Raw genomic sequence first — 17880 nt, 5'->3', positions numbered from 1 at the left:
TTTCCGCGAGTTCGCCATCGATACGAATGCCGCCCGGATACCCTTGTTTTTCATTGACGGAGGTTTCATGACCCGCGCTACCATCGCCGCTCAAGGCACCCTGCACTGCTTTCCCCAAGGTCTGAAAGACGATCAAGGCCGCCTGGCCAACGCGGAAATTTCCGCGGTGGTCTATGACGGCGAGCGGCTGATCTTCGCCAGCGACAAGCCGATTCCCGGCGCGGAGCGCTCCTCGGTGTTCGCCATGCAGATCGACGAGCGCGGCTGTCCCATCGATGATTCCATCACCTACTTCACCGCCGAGTCCATTCAGCAGGCCACCAAGTACGAGGATTTCGCCCTCACCGCGGACGGCAAGCACGTGCTGGCCACCACCGGTTTCGATCGGATCGACGCCGCAAGCCACGCTCTCAACGACTACAACCACCTGCTGATCTGGCCCCTGGGGGAGCCGGACAAGGTACAGGTGGTGGACCCGGATCCACGGGATGGAGTAGTAGGTTCCCTCGAGCTTCGCAACAAGCTGAGCGCGGCCATCGGCTTTCCCTACTACAAGATCGAGGGCCTGGCGGCGATTCCCACGGACGACAAGGGCGATGGGCTGCTCTTGTTCGGCGTGCGCGAGCAGGGGGAGTCCCATGAGAATTTCGATTACGTCAGCCGGGTGGTGGGGGCCCACTATCGCATCAACGACCAGAACAATCTGGAATTCATCGACGAGTTGCGCGACTTCTATCATTTCGATCCCGGCGCTCACGAAGGCGTGCGTTTCGACTGCGGCCTGTCGAGCCTGGAATACGACCCTTTCAACCGGCGCCTCTACCTGCTGACCAGTTTCGAGGTCGAGCGCGACGGCGAGGAACATATCGGCGGCTATCTGTGGGTCATCGGCTTCGAGGATTTCTTCGCCGGTGGTACGCCGCAACTGATAGAGAATGCCGAGAACGACAACCCCCTGGAGTTCGAACATAAGGCGGAGGGCCTGGCGGTACTCGACGAGACACGGCTTTTCGTCGCCTACGACAACGACCGATTCTTTGGCCTGGGTTCCATCGATACCCGGGACGAACGGCACGCCTGCGAGGCGCCCTATACATTGCTCGAAATGACGCGCTGAAAGCTAACGGGTTCAAGGTTCGCCATGAAATCCCTTTCCTTATGACACGCATCAACTTCTGGCATTATTCGTTCGCCTAGTATGGACAGATTTTCCCCAGCCAGGAGTTCTCCATGGAACTGGTCTGTCCGGCGGGCAACCTGCCCGCCCTGAAACGCGCCGTGGACGAAGGCGCGGATGCAGTCTATTTCGGCTTTCAGAACGCCACCAACGCCCGCCAGTTCGCCGGCCTCAACTTCACCGACAAGCGCGCCAAGGAAGGCGTGGCCTATGCCCAGTCCCGAGGCAAGCGGGTATTCTGCGCCATCAACACCTATCCCCAGCCCGCGGGCTGGTCCCAGTGGACTCGTGCCGTGGATCAGGCCGCGGATCTTGGTGTGGATGCCTTGATAATGGCCGACCTGGGTCTGCTCGACTACGCCGCGACACGACACCCGGATCTTGCCCGGCATCTCTCCGTGCAAGGCTCCGCCACCAGCTACGAGGCACTGCGCTTCTACCACGAGCATTTCGGCATCAAGCGCGCAGTGCTGCCCCGGGTGCTGTCCATGACCCAGGTGCGCGACGTGGCTCGAAAGAGTCCGGTGGAACTCGAGGTCTTCGCCTTCGGCAGCCTGTGCATCATGGCGGAGGGGCGCTGCTATCTGTCCTCCTACCTGACCGGCGAATCCCCCAACACCCGAGGCGTATGTTCACCCGCCTCTCACGTGCGCTGGGAGGAGACGTCCCGAGGGCTGGAATCCCGCCTGGGCGGCGTGCTGATCGACCGCTACGGCGAAGGCGAGCGGGCCGGCTACCCGACGCTATGCAAGGGGCGCTTCGAGGTGGAGGGCGAGACCTATCACGCCATCGAGGAGCCCACCAGCCTCAACACCCTGGACCTGCTGCCGGAACTCAAGGCGCTTGGCATCAGCGCGGTGAAGATCGAAGGGCGCCAGCGCAGCCCGGCCTATGTCTCCAAGGTCGCCGGCATCTGGCGCCAGGCCCTGAACCGGCTCGACAACAATCCCGACCAGTTCCAGGCAGAACCTGCCTGGCAAGCGGCCTTGGGCGAGCTTTCCGAAGGCGCCACCACCACCCTGGGCGCCTACGAACGCCGCTGGAAATAAGGAGTACAAGGATGCAACTGTCAATCGGCCCGGTGCTGTTCTATTGGACCCGGGAGCAATATGCCGACTTTTACCGCGACGCCGCGGACTGGCCGGTGGAAATCGTTCATCTTGGCGAGACGGTCTGCTCTCGCCGGCGCGACATGAAGCTCGACGACTGGTTGGGCATCGGTCGCGAACTTGAGCAGAGCGGCAAGCAGGTGGTGCTTTCCTCCCAGACCCTGATCGAATCCGAGGCGGATCTGCGCGGCCTGCGCAAGCTGTGCGCCAACGGCGAGTTCGTGGTGGAAGCCAACGATCAGAGCGCCCTGCAGTTACTGATCGCCGCGAACCTGCCTTTCACCGCTGGCGCATCGCTGAACCTGTACAACCCGGCGGCCATTGGTGTACTGGCCAAGGCCGGCCTGCAGCGCTGGTGCGCCCCGGTGGAGATGCCTCGGGACGATCTCGCCACCCTGCTTGACGAATGCGCCCGGGAAGGGCTCGACCAACCCTGCGAGGTGTTCGCCTACGGCCACCTGCCCCTGGCCTGGTCGGCGCGCTGCTTCACCGCCCGTCGCCATCAATATCCCAAGGACCGCTGCCAGTTCGTCTGCCAGCAATATCCCGAAGGGCTGGCCCTGCGCTCCCAGGAGGCTGAGGGCGTGTTCACCCTCAACGGCATCCAGACGATGTCCGGCGCCTGTCAGGATCTGCGCCGCGAAGTCCCCGACATGCAATCGATGGGCATCGGCGTGGCGCGCCTGAGCCCGCGTGCCGCGAACATGGCGGAGGTCGTTCACGCCTTCGACCAGGCCCGGCGCGGCGAACTTCCCCCCGCCGATCCGCTGGCGCTGGTCGAGGCCGAGATCTGCGACGGCTACTGGCATGGTCGGCCCGGCATGGAAAACAGCCGCGCGACCACCGCCTGATTCACTGCCTGCTACCCGCCATGGCGTGCCTGGCGGGTACTTGTCCCTTACGCCACGAGGCAACACCTTCCGATCCTTACTGGCGTTTTTCTGACCTGCGTCAAATTTTGCCGGGGCGGTTTCCGCTAGCCTCCACCCCTACATATTGTGCTTGTCAGATAAAAAAACAGCATATATAGGGAGAGGCGGTGAATACCATGGCAAGGGTTCCGAGGCTGCCTATCGATGTCGGCGCCACGGTGAACGAATACCTGGAGCGAGCGGATTGGCGCGTCCACGCCAATGCCAACCAGGGCTACTCCCTGGGTGGGCTGATTCTCAATGTCTCCGGCAAGCTGATCGCCAACTACTGGCTCGATGAGGTGTATCCGGCGGAAGTGGGCCGCGCCCATCGCGACGGCGACCTGCATATCCACGATCTGGACATGCTGGCGGGCTATTGCGCGGGCTGGTCGCTGCGCACGCTGCTGACGGAAGGCTTCAACGGGGTGGCGGATCGCGCGGAAAGCGACCCGCCCCGACACCTGACCAGCGCCCTGGGGCAGATGGTCAACTTCCTCGGCACCCTGCAGAACGAATGGGCCGGTGCTCAGGCCTTCAGCTCCTTCGACACTTACCTGGCGCCCTATGTGCGCAAGGACAATCTGGACTACGCCGCCGTCAAGCAGGCGATCCAGGAGTTCATCTATAACCTCAACGTGCCGTCCCGCTGGGGCAGCCAGACCCCCTTCACCAATCTCACCTTCGACTGGGTGTGCCCGGCGGACCTGCGCGAGCAGGTACCGGTGATCGGCGGCAAGGAACAGGGATTCAGCTACGGCGAGCTGCAAGCCGAGATGGACCTGATCAACCGCGCCTATCTGGAGGTGATGGAAGCAGGCGATCGTCAGGGGCGCGTGTTTACCTTTCCTATCCCCACCTACAACATCACCCCGGACTTCGCCTGGGACAGCGACAACGCCGAGCGCCTGTTCGCCCTGACCGCCAAGTACGGCCTGCCCTACTTCCAGAACTTCCTCAATTCGGATCTGGAGCCGCACATGGTGCGCTCCATGTGCTGCCGCCTGCAGTTGGATCTCAGTGAACTGCTCAAACGCGGCAACGGTCTGTTCGGCAGCGCCGAACAGACCGGCTCCCTGGGTGTGGTGACGATCAACTGCGCCCGGCTGGGCTACCGTTTCGCCGGCGACAAGGCCGGGCTCTACGCGGAGCTCGACCGGCTGACGGAACTCGCTCGGGACAGCCTGGAACTCAAGCGCGAGCGCATTCAGCAGTGGATGGACGCCGGGCTCTATCCCTACTCCAAGCGCTATCTGGGGACGCTGCGCAATCACTTCTCGACCCTGGGGGTCAACGGACTCAACGAGATGGTGCGCAATTTCAGCGAAGACCGCCTGGACATCACCGATGAGGAAGGCCGCGCCATGGCGCTGGAGCTGCTGGATCATGTGCGCGAACGGATGCGCGAGTTCCAGGAGCACACCGGGAATCTCTACAACCTGGAAGCCACCCCGGCGGAAGGCACCACCTATCGTTTCGCCAAGGAAGACGCGCGCCGTTATCTGGGCATCCTGCAGGCCGGCACCGAAGAGGCGCCCTACTACACCAACTCCAGCCAGCTGCCGGTAGGCCATACCGACGATCCTTTTGAAGCACTGATTCATCAAGACCCGCTGCAGAGTCGCTACACCGGCGGCACGGTGCTGCATCTGTACATGCGCGAGAAGCTCTCCAGCGCCACCGCCTGCAAGGCCCTGGTACAGAGGGCACTGTCGCGCTTCCGGCTGCCCTACCTGACCGTCACCCCGACCTTCTCGATCTGCCCGGTACACGGCTACCTGGCCGGCGAGCACGAATTCTGCCCGCGCTGCGACGAGGCGCTGCTGGCAGGACAAGCCCAGGCCACGGCCTGAAAAAATTTCCACCGTCAACATGACATAAAGGAGTTACCACCATGAGTACCCAATCCCTGCGCGACACCCTGCCGAGCGACCGCCGCCAGCGCTGCGAAGTCTGGACCCGGGTCATGGGCTATCACCGTCCGGTCAGCCAGTTCAACGTCGGCAAGCAGTCCGAACATCGCGAACGGCGTCATTTCCGTGAAGAGACAGCGGCCTCATGAGTCGCGCCGCCCGCCGGGAGCCCAGCTCCCGGCATCTACCCCTCATCGATCGTGCCGCCATCCGCCTCCCCGTCGCCGGTCTGGTACCGCTGACCAGCCTGGACTACCCGGAGCATCTGGCCTGCGTGGTCTTCCTGCAGGGCTGTCCGCTGCGCTGCGGCTATTGCCACAATCCACAGATGATCACCCCGCGTCGCGGCAAGCCCCAGGAATGGGCGGAAATCCGAGAGTTCCTGCAAAGCCGGCGGGGGCTGCTTGACGGTGTGGTGTTCAGCGGCGGCGAGCCCACCCTGCATGGCGACCTGCTGCCGGCGATGCGCGAGGCCAGAGCGATGGGCTTCAAGGTGGGATTGCACACGGCGGGGATCTATCCGAAGCGCCTCGAAGCGCTTCTGCCCTGGCTCGACTGGGTGGGGCTCGACGTCAAGGGCTACCTTGATGACTTCGAGCGCATCACCGGGCGTCGCGGCGCCGGGCGACGCCATGCCCACAGCCTGGCATTGCTGCTGGACAGCGGTATCGATCTTGAATGTCGCACGACGATTCACTGGCGAGACTTCACTCTCACGGATGTTGAGCGCCTGGCCCTGAGCCTGGCGGACTGCGGCGTGGATCACTACGCCCTACAGCTGGCGCGCACGGATCAATGCCTGGACCGGAGCTACTGCCAGCCCGTCGAAAACGCCCCCACTCGGGAGATGATCGAACGCCTCCTGCGGCGGCTCAGACCCCACTTCACTCATCTGACCCTGCGCGATTGAGCCGAGAGAAGCCCTCAGTCCCGGCGCGCCAGCCGCTCGAGCCACCCCAACACCTCGCCCAGGCGGCCCTGGGTCAGGCCTTCTTCAAGGCCATCCAGCAGATTCTTGACCATCAGACCAAGCTCCGTGTCGCCCTCGATGATCAGGCGACGTTGGAAGAACAGGCTATCCGGATCCTCGCGACGGGTCGCCAGGCACAGGAATTCACGCCAGCCGCCGCGAATGCAGGCCTCCCCCGCGCCCTCCACCAATACCAGGCGACGATGTCGATGGCTCAGGGTCAGATTCACGCCCAGATCCTCGATACATAGCGACAGGCGACGCCCCTCCAGCGCATCGAACTCCCCCTCCTCGAGAGGATCCGCAAAGACATGGTTGAGCGGCGGTTCCACCAGGCGGCGCTTGACCGCCAAGGGAAGGCGGGGATCAAGGGCGCGAATCAACTGCGCCGGGGAAAGAGGCAACGAAGACAACGATGGCATGACATATCCCTGGTTCTTGCTCGATACGAGAAAGCTGGATCGATAAAAAAGCTGGCGCAATGCGCCAGCTCCATCCTAACGGCTGCCCCGAACTCGAACCCTGATATGCGTCAACTATGGCCTCCCTAACTCATATACGGGCCAGGAAAGCGAGCAGATGACAATCAGCTTACATGCAGGATTTTCATGGTGTTGGTGCCGCCGTGGGCGTTCATGTGATCACCGCGGGTAAGGATCACCTCGTCTCCGGTACTTACCAGGTTGTGCTGCTTGAGCAAATCCAGGGCTTGGGCATCGAGTTCTTCCGCGGCCATCCCGCTGGTATCGAAAGGCAGCGACACCACGCCGCGATAAAGGGCCAGACGGCGCTGGGCGACGGGGTTGTGGGCGAGGCCGACGATGGGTATCCCGGAACGAATCCGCGAGGCGATCAGCGGCGTGAAACCGCTGGCGGTCATGCAGGCGATGGCGGCGACGCCCTTCAGGTGGTTGGCGGCATACATGGCGGACAGCGCCACGGTTTCGTCGATATGCGTGAAGCCCTCATGGATACGATGACCGGACTCCTGGGCGCTGCGCTCCCGCTCGGCCCCCAGGCACAAGCGATCCATCGCTTCGATGGTTTCCACCGGAAAGCTGCCGGCGGCGGTTTCCGCGGACAGCATCACCGCGTCGGTGCCGTCGAGCACCGCGTTGGCCACGTCGAACACCTCCGCTCGGGTGGGCAGCGGTGAGTCGATCATCGATTCCATCATCTGGGTGGCGGTGATCACCGCGCGGTTGAGGCTGCGGGCACGCTTGATCAGACGCTTCTGCACGCCGATCAACTGAGCATCGCCGATTTCCACCCCGAGATCACCCCGGGCCACCATCACCGCCTCGCTGGCCTTGATGATGCCGTCGAGGGTTTCATCGTCGGCCACCGCCTCGGCACGCTCGACCTTGGCCACCAGGCCGATTTCCTTGCCCGCCTCGCCCAGCAGCCGCCGGGCTTCCTCCATGTCCGCGGCGTTGCGCGGGAAGGAGACCGCCAGATAATCGACGCCGATATCGATGGCGGTCTTGAGATCTTCCTTGTCCTTGTCCGTCAGCGCCGCGGCGGAAAGGCCGCCGCCCTGCTTGTTGATGCCCTTGTTGTTGGACAGCTTGCCGCCCACCTTGACGGTGGTATGTACCCTGGGCGGATCGACCTTGTTCACCACCAGTTCCAGACGACCGTCGTCGAGCAGCAGCACGTTGCCTTCCTGCATGTCGTCCGCCAGTTCCTTGTAATCGCAGCCCACCTGATGCTCATCGCCGGCGTCGCTGTCCAGGGAAACGTCCAGCACGAAGGCTTTGCCTTCCTCGAGATGTACCGCGCCGTCCTTGAAACGTGCGATACGGATCTTGGGCCCTTGCAGGTCACCCAGGGCGGCGATGCTTCTGCCCAGACGCTGGGCGATTTCCCGCACTCGGGTCAGGCGCTGGCGATGATCGTCCGCGGAGCCGTGAGAAAAGTTCAGGCGTACGACATCGACGCCGGCTTCCAGCATGGCTTCGAGCACGCCGTCCTTATCGCTGGCCGGCCCGAGGGTGGCGACGATCTTGGTGCGGCGAATGGGGGCATGGAGCATCGGATTCATGGCAACCTCGGCAGCGATCTGCTGGCGTAAACGGCGTTGATATTGTTGTGTTATCAAGATGGAACGAAGGCCATCCTGGTCAAGGATTCGCTATGACATTCAGGTTAGCAGACAGGAAATGGGTCGGTATCGAATGAGAGACTACCGGCACTGGCAAACCATGAAGTCGAAAAAAGACCGGCGGCGGGCAGCGAGATGAACAGGGGGTACCTGCCGCCGGAGAAGGCCACGGCGCGTGGCGGGGGTGGGTACTACCCCACCCCAGGGGAAAGCTCCCGAGCGTTCGATTTACTTGCTGACTTCGTGATCGGCAAGCTTCTCCAGGGCGCGCAGGATGCCGGAGTGATCCCAGTCCGCACCGCCATTGGCCGCGCAGGCCTGGAACAGCTGCTGGGCGTTGGCGGTACCCGGCAGGGACAGATTCAGGGTGCGCGCGCCTTCCAGGGCCAGATTGAGATCCTTCTGATGCAGCTTGATCTTGAAGCCCGGATCAAAGGTGCGCTTGATCATGCGCTCGCCGTGCACGTCGAGAATCTTCGACTGCGCCAGACCACCCAGCAGAGATTCGCGGACCTTCTCGACGTCGGCGCCGGCCTTGGAAGCGAACAGCAGACCTTCCGCGACGGCTTCGATGGTCAAGGCAACAACGATCTGGTTGGCCACCTTGCAGGTCTGACCGGCACCGTGGCCGCCGATGCGCGTGATGGTCTTGCCCATTACCTCGAGGACCGGCTTGGCGCGCTCGAAGCCTTTTTCCGTGGCACCGACCATGATGGTCAGAGCGGCGTTGATGGCACCGCCTTCACCGCCGGAAACCGGCGCGTCGACATACTCACCGCCTGCCTCTTCGATGCGCCTGGCGAATTCCTGGGTGGGCATCGGCGCGATGGAGCTCATGTCGATGACCAGGGCGTCTTTCTGCAGGCCGTGCACGACGCCGTCTTCGCCGAACAGCACCTGCTCCACGTCCGGGGTATCCGGCACCATGGTGATGATGATCTCGGACTGCTCCGCCACCGCCTTGGGGTTCGCCAATTCCTGCATGCCCTTGTCGGCAAGCGCCTGGTCCAGCGGCTTGTCGCGCTTGACGGTCACCAGCTCGTGGCCAGCGTCCAGCAGATGGCCGGCCATCGGACGACCCATGATACCCAGACCAATAAAACCGATCTTGCTCATTGTCTCTCTCCTTCAAACTGTTCTGAAAACATGCTGACGAGTGCGTGTGACGCTTATTTCAGGCCTTTCATCCAGCCCAGCCCCTCGTTGGTTTCAGTCTTGGGCTTGTATTCGCAGCCGATCCAGCCCTCATAGCCCAGACGATCGAGATGGTCGAACAGGAAAGGATAGTTGATCTCGCCGGTGCCCGGCTCGTGTCGGCCCGGGTTGTCCGCCAGCTGCACGTGAGCGATACGCTCGAAATGCTTTTCGATGGTCGGCGCCAGATTGCCTTCCATGATCTGCATGTGATAGATGTCGTACTGCAGCTTCAGATTGTCGGAACCCACTTCGTCGAACAGCGCGATGGCCTGCTCGGTACGGTTGAGGAAGAAACCCGGGATGTCGCGGGTGTTGACCGGCTCCGCCACCAGCAGGATACCTGCCTGCTTGAGCTTGTCCGCGGCGAATCGCAGGTTCTCGACAACGGTCTTGTGCGCTTCTTCGTCGCTGACGCTGTCCGGCTTGATGCCCGTCAGGCAGTTGACCTGCCTGCAGCCCAGGATGGTGGCGTATTCGATCGCCTTGTCGACACCTTCGCGGAACTCGTCGACACGACCCGGATGGCAGGCGATACCGCGCTCGCCGGCGCCCCAGTCCCCCGCCGGCAGGTTGTGCAGTACCTGGGTCAGCTTATTGTCGTCGAGACGCTTCTTGATCTCGGCGGCTTCGAAATCGTAGGGAAAAAGATACTCGACGCCTTCGAAGCCCGCGTCCGCGGCGGCCTTGAAACGATCGAGGAAGTCGACTTCGGTGAACAGCATGCTGAGGTTGGCAGCAAACTTTGGCATTGGGTTCTCCTTTTACATGGTTATAAGTGTGACAGTCACGTTCCGACGCTGCCCCCGCACACGCCAGAACGTTTTTCACTTGGCGACCTATCAGGTCAAGGCAGCGATGGAGCTCGGGGCGTCCTCAGCGTTCTCAGCCAGCTCCTCGAACTCGGTGACCCCGCTCAGATCGGTACCCATGGAGATATTGGTCACTCGTTCGAGGATTATCTCCACCACCACCGGCACCTGATGCTCCTTCATCAGCTGCTCCGCCTGCTCGAAGGCTGCGGGAATCTTGTCGGGCTCGGTGACCCGCAGCGCCTTGCAGCCCAGGCCTTCCACCACGGAAACGTGATCCACGCCGTACTCCGCCAGCTCTGCCTCTTCGTCGGTGTAGTTGATGTTCTTGAAGGACAGCTGCACGCAGTAGTCCATGTCGAAGCCGCGCTGGGACTGGCGAATCAGGCCCAAGTAGGAGTTGTTCACCAGCACGTGCAGGAAGGGCAGCTTGAACTGCGCACCCACCGCCAGTTCCTCCATCATGAACTGGAAGTCGTAGTCGCCGGTCAGCGCGACCACCTTGGCATCCGGGTCCGCACGACGCACGCCGATGGCCGCCGGGATGGTCCAGCCAAGCGGACCCGCCTGACCGGCGTTGATCCAGTGGCGCGGCTTGTAGACGTGCAGGAACTGGCCGCCGGCGATCTGGGACAGACCGATGGTGGTGACGTAACGGGTGTCCTTGCCGAAGAACTTGACCATTTCCTCGTAGACGCGCTGGGGCTTGATCGGCACGTTGTCGAAATGGGTCTTGCGCAGCATGGTGCGCTTGCGCTCCTGGCATTCTTCCGCCCAGTTGGAACGATCCTTGAGCTTGCCGGCGTTCTTCCACTGCCTGGCGACGTCCACGAACAGCTCGAGCGCCGCCTTGGCGTCGGACACGATGCCGTAGTCGGGGCAGAAGATGCGCCCGATCTGGGTCGGCTCGATATCCACGTGAACGAACTTGCGGCCTTCGGTATAGCTGGCCAGATCACCGGTATGGCGATTGGCCCAGCGGTTGCCGATGCCCAGCACGAAATCCGAGGCCAGCAGTGTCGCGTTGCCGTAACGATGGGATGTCTGCAGACCCACCATGCCCGCCATCAGCTTGTGATCGTCCGGAATGGTGCCCCAGCCCATCAGGGTCGGGATGACCGGCACGCCGGTGATCTCGGCGAATTCGGTAAGCAGATCGCTGGCGTCGGCGTTGATGACGCCGCCCCCGGAGACCAGCAGCGGCTTGTCCGCTTCGTTGAGCATGGTGAGGGCTTTTTCGACCTGAGCGCGAGTCGCCGCGGGCTTGTAGACCGGCAGCGGCGCATAGGTATCCGGATCGAACTCGATCTCGGTCATCTGCACGTTGATGGGCAGATCGATCAGCACCGGGCCCGGACGGGCGCTGCGCATCAGGTGGAAGGCCTGCTGGAAGGCGCGCGGCACCTGGGCCGGTTCCAGTACGGTGATCGCCCACTTGGTGACCGGGCCGGCAATGGCCTGAATGTCCACCGCCTGGAAGTCTTCCTTGTGCAGCTTGCCGGTGGGCGCCTGGCCGGTGACGCAGAGAATCGGAATGGAATCCGCGGTGGCGGAATACAGTCCGGTGATCATGTCGGTACCGGCGGGGCCGGAGGTGCCTAGGCAGACGCCGATATTGCCGGCCTTGGTGCGGGTATAGCCTTCCGCCATGTGAGAGGCGCCTTCCACGTGGCGCGCCAGCACGTGATCGACACCGCCGACCTTGCGCATGGCGGCGTAAAAAGGATTGATGGCGGCACCGGGAACGCCGAAGGTGACGTCGACACCTTCCTTCTTCAAGACGTGAATGGCGGCTTCTGCTGCGGTCATCTTGGCCACGGGACATTCTCCTGGAAAGGGGCTGGGGTTGTTCTTGTGTACAAAACTAGGCGGGCGCCCGAAGACTGTCAATATTTTTATGGAAAATATTTCCAATAAGCAAAGCAAATATCATAAAACTCTTTTAATACAAATAATTATCTATACATAAAAAATCGGAAACATTAGCTGACAGGCAAAAACAAGCCGGATGGTCACGCTGAATAGAGGAAGAAACGCGGAAATATCCAGGCCGGCGTGACCACCGACCTGAAAACCTCGATAAACGTCGGCGACCCTTGCCGAAACTCTCGAGGGCGACTAGCGCGCCGTCCCCCGATAGGCGGTAGAGGCGTTAAGCTTGGGATGACGATTGACGTCCTTGTAGAGCAGATAGCGGAAGGGACCCGGGCCACCGGCGTAGCAGGCCTGGGGGCAGAACGCCCGCAGCCACATGAAATCGCCGGCCTCGACCTCGACCCAGTCCTGATTCAGGTGATAGACCGCCTTGCCTTCGAGCACGTACAGTCCGTGTTCCATGATATGGGTCTCGTCGAAGGGGATGACGCCGCCGGGCTGGAAGGTCACGATGGTCACGTGCATGTCGTGACGCAGGTCCGTGGCTTCGACGAAGCGGGTGGTCGCCCAGGCGCCGTTGGTATCCGGCATCGCGGCGGGCTCGATGTCCTTTTCGTTGGTGACGAAGGCCTCCGGTACCTCGATGCCGTCGACGTGCTCATAGGCCTTTCGAATCCAGTGGAAGCGCACTTCGCTGTCGCCATCGTTGCGTACCTGCCAGTCGCTTGCGGGCGGAATGAAGGCGTAGCCGCCGGGCTGCATGATGTGTTTCTCCCCGGCCAGGGTCAGGGTCAGTTCCCCTTCCACCACGAACAGCACCGCTTCGGCGCCCTCGTCTTCCTCCGGCCTGTCGCTGCCGCCACCAGGCGCCACCTCCATGATGTACTGGGAGAACGTTTCGGCGAAACCGGACAGGGGCCGCGCCAGCACCCACAGGCGGGTCTTGTCCCAGAACGGCAAAAAACTGGTGACAATGTCGCGCATCACGCCCTTGGGAATGACCGCGTAGGCTTCGGTGAAGATCGCGCGATCCGCGGTCATCTGGGTTTGACCCGGCAAGCCGCCCTTGGGCGCGTAGTAGCTGCGTTCAGCCATGATGGTTACCTTTTCCTGTTTGATGGTTGTTCTGATGATCGTTTCATGACGAGCGGCGCCGGTTCACGCCTGATCCAGGGTGATGCGCAGATCGATAGGGTATTCGTCGCAGTTGTTGCCCTTGCCGCCGCGATCGACCACCAGGAACTCCCCTTCCCGCTCCAGCACGGACTGGATGGCATGCCAGGTACCGGCGCGGTAGTTCACCCCCTGGCGACCGTCGGTGACGAAGGCGCGCACGTCCCGGGGGTCGATCGTCTCGCCCTTGGGCGCTACCACCACGATGAAACGCTCCTCGTGGAGCGGCATGAACGCCTGGCTGCCCTGGGGATGACGTTCGAGAAACCTGAGTTCCAGCGGTACGGAAATCGGCTGGCTGACGAAGATGCTGATCAGGGTATGTGCCTCTTCCCCCAGGATTTCGACCTTGGCCAGGTCGTGATGACGCTGGGTCAGTCCGGCATTGATGGGAAAGGAGTCCGAGGTGCGAACGTCGATCACCTCGCCGAAGGAGGCAAAGGCATCCTGCGTCAGCGGCTGGGCCTTGAGTTCAAGCATGGAATTCTCCTGATTATTGTTGTTTCGCCGCCGGGTGATGCTCCGCCCAGTGTCTGGCGATATCCACCCGACGAGTGATCCAGACACGATCGTGGGCTTCGATATGATCCAGGAAGCGCTGCAGGGCGCGGAAACGGCCGGGGCGGCCAAGCAGGCGACAGTGCATGCCGATGGACATCATCTTGGGCGTGTCCTCGCCTTCCGCGTAGAGCACGTCGAAGGCGTCGCGCAGATAGGTGAAAAAATGCTCCGCGGTGTTGAAGCCCTGGGGTGAAGCGAAGCGCATGTCGTTGGCATCCAGCGTATAGGGCACGATCAGCAGGTCGCGCAGCTCACCCTGGCTATCCTCTTCGCGCATCCAAAACGGCAGGTCGTCGCCGTAGTAGTCGCTGTCGTAGAGGAAAGAGCCCTCGTCAAGCACCAGACGGCGGGTATTGGGGCTGTCGCGACCGGTATACCAGCCCAGCGGCTTCTCGCCATACAGATCCTGGAAGATCTCGATGGCCTTTTGCATGTGCTCGCGCTCGACCTTCTCGGAGGCATCCTGATAGTGGAGCCAGCGGTAGCCGTGACAGGCGATCTCGTGCCCCAAGTCCTTGAAGGCCTGGGCGACTTCCGGATGACGCTCCAACGCCATGGCCACGCCGAACACGGTCAACGGCAGGTTGCGCCGCTCGAATTCCTTGAGAATACGCCAGACGCCGGCCCGGGAGCCGTACTCGTAGATCGACTCCATGCTCAAATGGCGGGCGGGATAGGCATCCGCGCCGACGATCTCGGAGAGGAATTTTTCCGAATGGGTATCCCCATGCAGCACGCAATTCTCGCCACCTTCCTCGTAGTTGAGCACGAATTGCACGGCGATCTTCGCCTTGTCCGGCCAGTTGGCCTGGGGGGGATTCTTGCCGTAGCCGATCAGATCGCGGGGATAGGAATTATTCACTGTTGGATTCATCGGAAATTTTCCTGGCTGTTTTGGTAGGAACCGAGACGTTCGTCGGTAAAGGTGTCAACGACGGTTTATGTATACATGTCGGGTCCCGGGTGATTGACTACCCGCTTGGTAAATAGCGCTGGCCGTTTGGCCTGCCATTCTTTCATCGCTGCCACCGGTGATTGATGGTGCAGCGCCTTCTGCGGGATATGGTGATTGTACAGCCAACAGTACCGCTTCAGAGTCTGTTCCAGATCCTCGCCTGATGCATAACGTCGAGTGGTCAGCACATCGCTGATGCGACCGTTAAAACGCTCCACCATGCCGTTGGTCTGAGGCCGCCCCGGCTTGATCAAGCGATGCTCGATACCATGTGTCTGGCACTCCTGGTCGAACGGGTGCTGGCCGCTGGGCGTACGCTCACCAGCCCGAGTGAAGCGATCGGTGAAGGATTTGCCGTTATCAGTCAGCACCGTCTGGATCGTGAAGGGTGCCTTCTCTTCCACCTGCTTCATGAACGCTCGTGCATCCTTTGCTGACTGGCTGCTTCTGATCTCCAGATACACCCAGCGCGTTGCCCGGTCGATGGCCACGTACAAGTAGCGCTTCTGCTGCTCGTCGGGCATCTGGGGCAAGTGCTTGATATCGATGTGCACATAACCCGGTTCGTAGTCCTTGAAAGGCTTGTGCCGGGGTGTCTCATCACCGCCGGCATCTTGCCGAGCCAGTTCCGCGAGCGTTGGCACTTCACGCCGCTTGAGCATGCGGTGCAGGCCAGAACGTGACAGCCGAGGATTCAGGAACTCGCGGGCTACGATCAGCAGATCATCGAGGCCGAGGCGCAGGAAAGCACGTGCAGCGATCAGCACCTCTTCCTGCTCGGTCGTCAGCGTGGCCAGCAGATTGTGCCGCGTATGTGAGCGGTCATAGACATCATCTCGGTACCGCCAACGGCGAATCGTCGAATCGCCGACACCGTACTGGCGGGCCAACTCGCTATCGCTGATGCTGGCGGGTGCCGCTTGGATCTCGGCACGGATCTTCGGTGTCGTCGTGGCTTGTTTATGCAGCTTGATGTCCATGTCTCTGCTCCCGGATGAACTGCTGTAGAAGCTCTCTGGCTGCCAGCAGAGGATAACTTCTATAGCTCATCTGATCATCAGGGACCCTACACTTCGCCGCCAGCGCCCTGTGGGTGGCCATCTACGGCACCTTCGTACTCAACTTCTGTGATTTCACTCGCAACGCCGTTTCCAGGAAGGCCATCACTCGCGGCAACTTCTTCGGCATTCCGCTGAACATGCTGTTCTTCGCCGTCATCGTCGTGATGCTCTCCGGATCCCAGTATCTGATCGATGGGGAAATCATCACCAGCCCGGCGGATATCGTCGAGGCCATTCCCAACACCACGCTGCTGGTGCTGGCCGCCCTGGCCCTGATCATCGTCACCGTGGCGGTCAATCTGATCGCCAACTTCGTCGCGCCGATCTACATGTTCACGGACCTGTTTCCACGCTACCTGACCTTCGCCCGCTCCGGCCTGGTCACCGCGATCCTCGGTCTGATCATTCTGCCGTGGAATCTCTACAATTCGCCGGTGGTCATCGAGTACTTTCTCGGTGGTCTGGGCGCTGTTCTGGGACCGGTATTTGGTGTAATCATCGCCGACTACTGGCTGATCCGCCGAGCACGGATCAACGTGCCGGACCTGTACGACAACAAGGCAACCGGCGATTATTATTACGTCAACGGCTACAATCTGCGGGCGATCGGCGCGTTGATCCCCGCCGCTCTCATTACCATCATCATTGCGCTGGTACCCTACTTCGATTCTTTTTCCGAGTTTTCCTGGTTTATCGGCGCGGGTCTTGGCGCCCTCTTCTATCTGATCGTGGCGGACCGATCGATGCCGATCCGGGACGTCAGCGGAGAGCCGATCGCGATTCCCTCGGTTCACTGATGGCCTAGTCCGCTTGCGCGCGCCTTTCCGTCATCCCCTCATCTACTATCCAAACCGCTTGCGGCTGAGATCGCTTGGCCAGCCTTTTCTCCTGGGTCAACCATTGCGATAAAAAAGATCAAGGACGGACGATTACATCAAGCAGTGCGTTTTGCTAGCTAACAAAAAGAATACAACTTCGTCGATGTCTGAACACAATAAAGGATAGGGATATGGATACATAAAATATAATTTTGATGAACATAAAACGTATACAAAATATATTTTATATTAGCTCGCTTATTTATTGCCATCTTGTTGTTTTAGCTAGCTTAATTTTTTTATCGAATCCACTATTTTTCTTGCCTCAGGCAAAACAAGCGGCTACTTTGTGTACAAAGAGACATTTCTTTGTTTACGAAATCTGTGCATCCTCCAGGAGCCGCCTGCATGCATATACGCCTGATCAATCCCAATACCACCGCCGGCATGACGGCGACCATCGGCGAAGCGGCGAAGCGCGTTGCGGCACCGGGCACCCAGACCAGCGCTTCCAATCCGGAAAGCGGTCCGGTTTCCATCGAGAGTCATTTCGATGAGGCCATCAGCGCGGTGGGGGTGTTGGAAGAGATCATGAAGGGCGAACGTGAACAGGTGGATGCCTACATCATCGCCTGTTTCGGCGATCCGGGGCTGATGGCCGCTCGGGAACTGACCCGGGCGCCGGTGATCGGCATCGCCGAGGCGGCCTTTCACATGGCAACCCTGATCAGCACGCGCTTTTCCATCGTCACCACCCTGGGGCGTACCGGTATCATCGCCGAGCACCTGCTGGACAACTACGGCTTCAGCCATCACTGCCGGCGCGTCCGAGCCGCGGAGATCCCCGTGCTCGATCTGGAAGACGACAGCGACGCCGCCTTGGTGCGCATCATCGACGAATGCAAGCGCGCTCGGGACGAGGACAACATCGGCGCCATTGTGCTGGGCTGCGGCGGCATGGCGGATCTCACCGATACCATCGCCGAGGCCGTGGGCCTGCCGATCGTCGAAGGGGTCACGGCGGCGGTCAAGCTCTCGGAAGCCCTGCTGGGGCTGGGACTGGGCACAAGCAAGCACGGCGACCTGGCGTTCCCCCGGTCCAAGACCTTTACCGGCAGCTTCGCGGCGCTTTCCCATCAGGCGTTTCCGCTCAAGTAATCGTTCTTTATCAGCCGAGGCTCGGCCGACACCTGGTATGAGTCCAACACGCACAGCGCAGCATCCACGTAAGCAACATTCCCGTCCGC

The 17880-nt window shown here is 61.3% G+C and carries 17 protein-coding genes; 8 read left to right on the top strand and 9 right to left on the bottom strand.

What is annotated here, in order from left to right; genetic code table 11:
- The first annotated feature begins 67 nt into the window (after positions 1 to 67).
- The 6 genes from FGL86_RS04620 to FGL86_RS04595 all read left to right on the top strand — a co-directional run bounded on the left by FGL86_RS04620 (position 68) and on the right by FGL86_RS04595 (position 6020).
- The gene (locus tag FGL86_RS04620) at positions 68 to 1117 is read left to right on the top strand and encodes a hypothetical protein (protein ID WP_147183496.1); all 1050 of its coding nucleotides are present in this window, start codon (positions 68 to 70) and stop codon (positions 1115 to 1117) included.
- A 113-nt stretch (positions 1118 to 1230) separates the two neighbouring features.
- A complete protein-coding gene (gene ubiU, locus FGL86_RS04615; protein ID WP_147183495.1) occupies positions 1231 to 2226 on the top strand; it encodes a ubiquinone anaerobic biosynthesis protein UbiU in 996 nt (331 codons plus the stop codon).
- Between the two features lie 11 nt (positions 2227 to 2237).
- Positions 2238 to 3137: a U32 family peptidase gene (locus FGL86_RS04610; protein ID WP_147183494.1), complete on the top strand. Its 900-nt coding sequence runs from the start codon at positions 2238 to 2240 to the stop codon at positions 3135 to 3137.
- Between the two features lie 197 nt (positions 3138 to 3334).
- Entirely contained in the window at positions 3335 to 5050 is a 1716-nt protein-coding gene (locus FGL86_RS04605; protein WP_147183493.1) for a ribonucleoside triphosphate reductase, read from the top strand.
- Between the two features lie 41 nt (positions 5051 to 5091).
- Positions 5092 to 5259 carry an anaerobic ribonucleoside-triphosphate reductase gene (gene nrdD / locus FGL86_RS18255; RefSeq protein ID WP_147183492.1) on the top strand — a complete coding sequence of 56 codons (168 nt, stop codon included), beginning with the start codon at positions 5092 to 5094 and terminating at the stop codon, positions 5257 to 5259.
- Positions 5256 to 6020: an anaerobic ribonucleoside-triphosphate reductase activating protein gene (locus tag FGL86_RS04595; RefSeq protein ID WP_147183491.1), complete on the top strand. Its 765-nt coding sequence runs from the start codon at positions 5256 to 5258 to the stop codon at positions 6018 to 6020. Before nrdD ends, FGL86_RS04595 begins: the two co-directional genes overlap by 4 nt.
- A 14-nt stretch (positions 6021 to 6034) precedes the next feature.
- Here FGL86_RS04595 and ubiT read toward each other — a convergent pair whose 3' ends face one another.
- The 9 genes from ubiT to FGL86_RS04550 all read right to left on the bottom strand — a co-directional run bounded on the left by ubiT (position 6035) and on the right by FGL86_RS04550 (position 15734).
- Positions 6035 to 6502, bottom strand: a complete 468-nt coding sequence (ubiT, locus tag FGL86_RS04590; RefSeq protein WP_147183490.1) for a ubiquinone anaerobic biosynthesis accessory factor UbiT — start codon at positions 6500 to 6502, stop codon at positions 6035 to 6037.
- Between the two features lie 164 nt (positions 6503 to 6666).
- The gene (pyk, locus tag FGL86_RS04585; protein ID WP_147183489.1) at positions 6667 to 8124 is read right to left on the bottom strand and encodes a pyruvate kinase; all 1458 of its coding nucleotides are present in this window, start codon (positions 8122 to 8124) and stop codon (positions 6667 to 6669) included.
- 288 nt (positions 8125 to 8412) lie between these two features.
- Positions 8413 to 9300, bottom strand: a complete 888-nt coding sequence (locus FGL86_RS04580) for a 2-hydroxy-3-oxopropionate reductase (protein ID WP_147183488.1) — start codon at positions 9298 to 9300, stop codon at positions 8413 to 8415.
- Positions 9301 to 9353: 53 nt separating this feature from the next.
- Positions 9354 to 10130 carry a hydroxypyruvate isomerase gene (hyi, locus tag FGL86_RS04575; RefSeq protein ID WP_147183487.1) on the bottom strand — a complete coding sequence of 259 codons (777 nt, stop codon included), beginning with the start codon at positions 10128 to 10130 and terminating at the stop codon, positions 9354 to 9356.
- Positions 10131 to 10220: 90 nt separating this feature from the next.
- Entirely contained in the window at positions 10221 to 12008 is a 1788-nt protein-coding gene (gcl, locus tag FGL86_RS04570) for a glyoxylate carboligase (RefSeq protein ID WP_147183486.1), read from the bottom strand.
- 300 nt (positions 12009 to 12308) lie between these two features.
- Positions 12309 to 13160 carry a bifunctional allantoicase/(S)-ureidoglycine aminohydrolase gene (locus tag FGL86_RS04565; RefSeq protein WP_147183485.1) on the bottom strand — a complete coding sequence of 284 codons (852 nt, stop codon included), beginning with the start codon at positions 13158 to 13160 and terminating at the stop codon, positions 12309 to 12311.
- Positions 13161 to 13223: 63 nt separating this feature from the next.
- Entirely contained in the window at positions 13224 to 13718 is a 495-nt protein-coding gene (locus FGL86_RS04560) for an ureidoglycolate lyase (protein ID WP_147183484.1), read from the bottom strand.
- A gap of 13 nt (positions 13719 to 13731) precedes the next feature.
- On the bottom strand, positions 13732 to 14673 hold the full coding sequence (gene puuE, locus FGL86_RS04555; RefSeq protein ID WP_147183483.1) for an allantoinase PuuE: 942 nt from the start codon (positions 14671 to 14673) through the stop codon (positions 13732 to 13734).
- Between the two features lie 65 nt (positions 14674 to 14738).
- Entirely contained in the window at positions 14739 to 15734 is a 996-nt protein-coding gene (locus FGL86_RS04550; protein WP_147183482.1) for an IS481 family transposase, read from the bottom strand.
- A 113-nt stretch (positions 15735 to 15847) separates the two neighbouring features.
- Between FGL86_RS04550 and FGL86_RS04545 the strand changes: the two genes are divergently transcribed.
- The gene (locus tag FGL86_RS04545) at positions 15848 to 16612 is read left to right on the top strand and encodes a cytosine permease (protein ID WP_222433796.1); all 765 of its coding nucleotides are present in this window, start codon (positions 15848 to 15850) and stop codon (positions 16610 to 16612) included.
- A gap of 429 nt (positions 16613 to 17041) precedes the next feature.
- A complete protein-coding gene (locus FGL86_RS04540; protein ID WP_147183480.1) occupies positions 17042 to 17791 on the top strand; it encodes an aspartate/glutamate racemase family protein in 750 nt (249 codons plus the stop codon).
- Positions 17792 to 17880: the final 89 nt, after the last annotated feature.

The organism is Pistricoccus aurantiacus (assembly GCF_007954585.1).
GTDB lineage: Bacteria > Pseudomonadota > Gammaproteobacteria > Pseudomonadales > Halomonadaceae > Pistricoccus > Pistricoccus aurantiacus.
Note: the sequence above shows the minus strand (reverse complement) of the source record. Positions and strands in the feature narration are given on the sequence as shown.

Bases quoted from the DNA above. Each gene is read 5' to 3' on its own strand.
- FGL86_RS04560 (WP_147183484.1), bottom strand. From the start codon at position 13,718: ATGCTTGAACTCAAGGCCCAGCCGCTGACGCAGGATGCCTTTGCCTCC.
- pyk (WP_147183489.1), bottom strand. From the start codon at position 8,124: ATGAATCCGATGCTCCATGCCCCCATTCGCCGCACCAAGATCGTCGCC.
- FGL86_RS04565 (WP_147183485.1), bottom strand. From the start codon at position 13,160: ATGGCTGAACGCAGCTACTACGCGCCCAAGGGCGGCTTGCCGGGTCAA.
- FGL86_RS04580 (WP_147183488.1), bottom strand. From the start codon at position 9,300: ATGAGCAAGATCGGTTTTATTGGTCTGGGTATCATGGGTCGTCCGATG.
- FGL86_RS04550 (WP_147183482.1), bottom strand. From the start codon at position 15,734: ATGGACATCAAGCTGCATAAACAAGCCACGACGACACCGAAGATCCGT.
- ubiU (WP_147183495.1), top strand. From the start codon at position 1,231: ATGGAACTGGTCTGTCCGGCGGGCAACCTGCCCGCCCTGAAACGCGCC.
- FGL86_RS04595 (WP_147183491.1), top strand. From the start codon at position 5,256: ATGAGTCGCGCCGCCCGCCGGGAGCCCAGCTCCCGGCATCTACCCCTC.
- FGL86_RS04620 (WP_147183496.1), top strand. From the start codon at position 68: ATGACCCGCGCTACCATCGCCGCTCAAGGCACCCTGCACTGCTTTCCC.
- nrdD (WP_147183492.1), top strand. From the start codon at position 5,092: ATGAGTACCCAATCCCTGCGCGACACCCTGCCGAGCGACCGCCGCCAG.
- FGL86_RS04540 (WP_147183480.1), top strand. From the start codon at position 17,042: ATGCATATACGCCTGATCAATCCCAATACCACCGCCGGCATGACGGCG.
- puuE (WP_147183483.1), bottom strand. From the start codon at position 14,673: ATGAATCCAACAGTGAATAATTCCTATCCCCGCGATCTGATCGGCTAC.
- FGL86_RS04610 (WP_147183494.1), top strand. From the start codon at position 2,238: ATGCAACTGTCAATCGGCCCGGTGCTGTTCTATTGGACCCGGGAGCAA.
- hyi (WP_147183487.1), bottom strand. From the start codon at position 10,130: ATGCCAAAGTTTGCTGCCAACCTCAGCATGCTGTTCACCGAAGTCGAC.
- ubiT (WP_147183490.1), bottom strand. From the start codon at position 6,502: ATGCCATCGTTGTCTTCGTTGCCTCTTTCCCCGGCGCAGTTGATTCGC.
- FGL86_RS04605 (WP_147183493.1), top strand. From the start codon at position 3,335: ATGGCAAGGGTTCCGAGGCTGCCTATCGATGTCGGCGCCACGGTGAAC.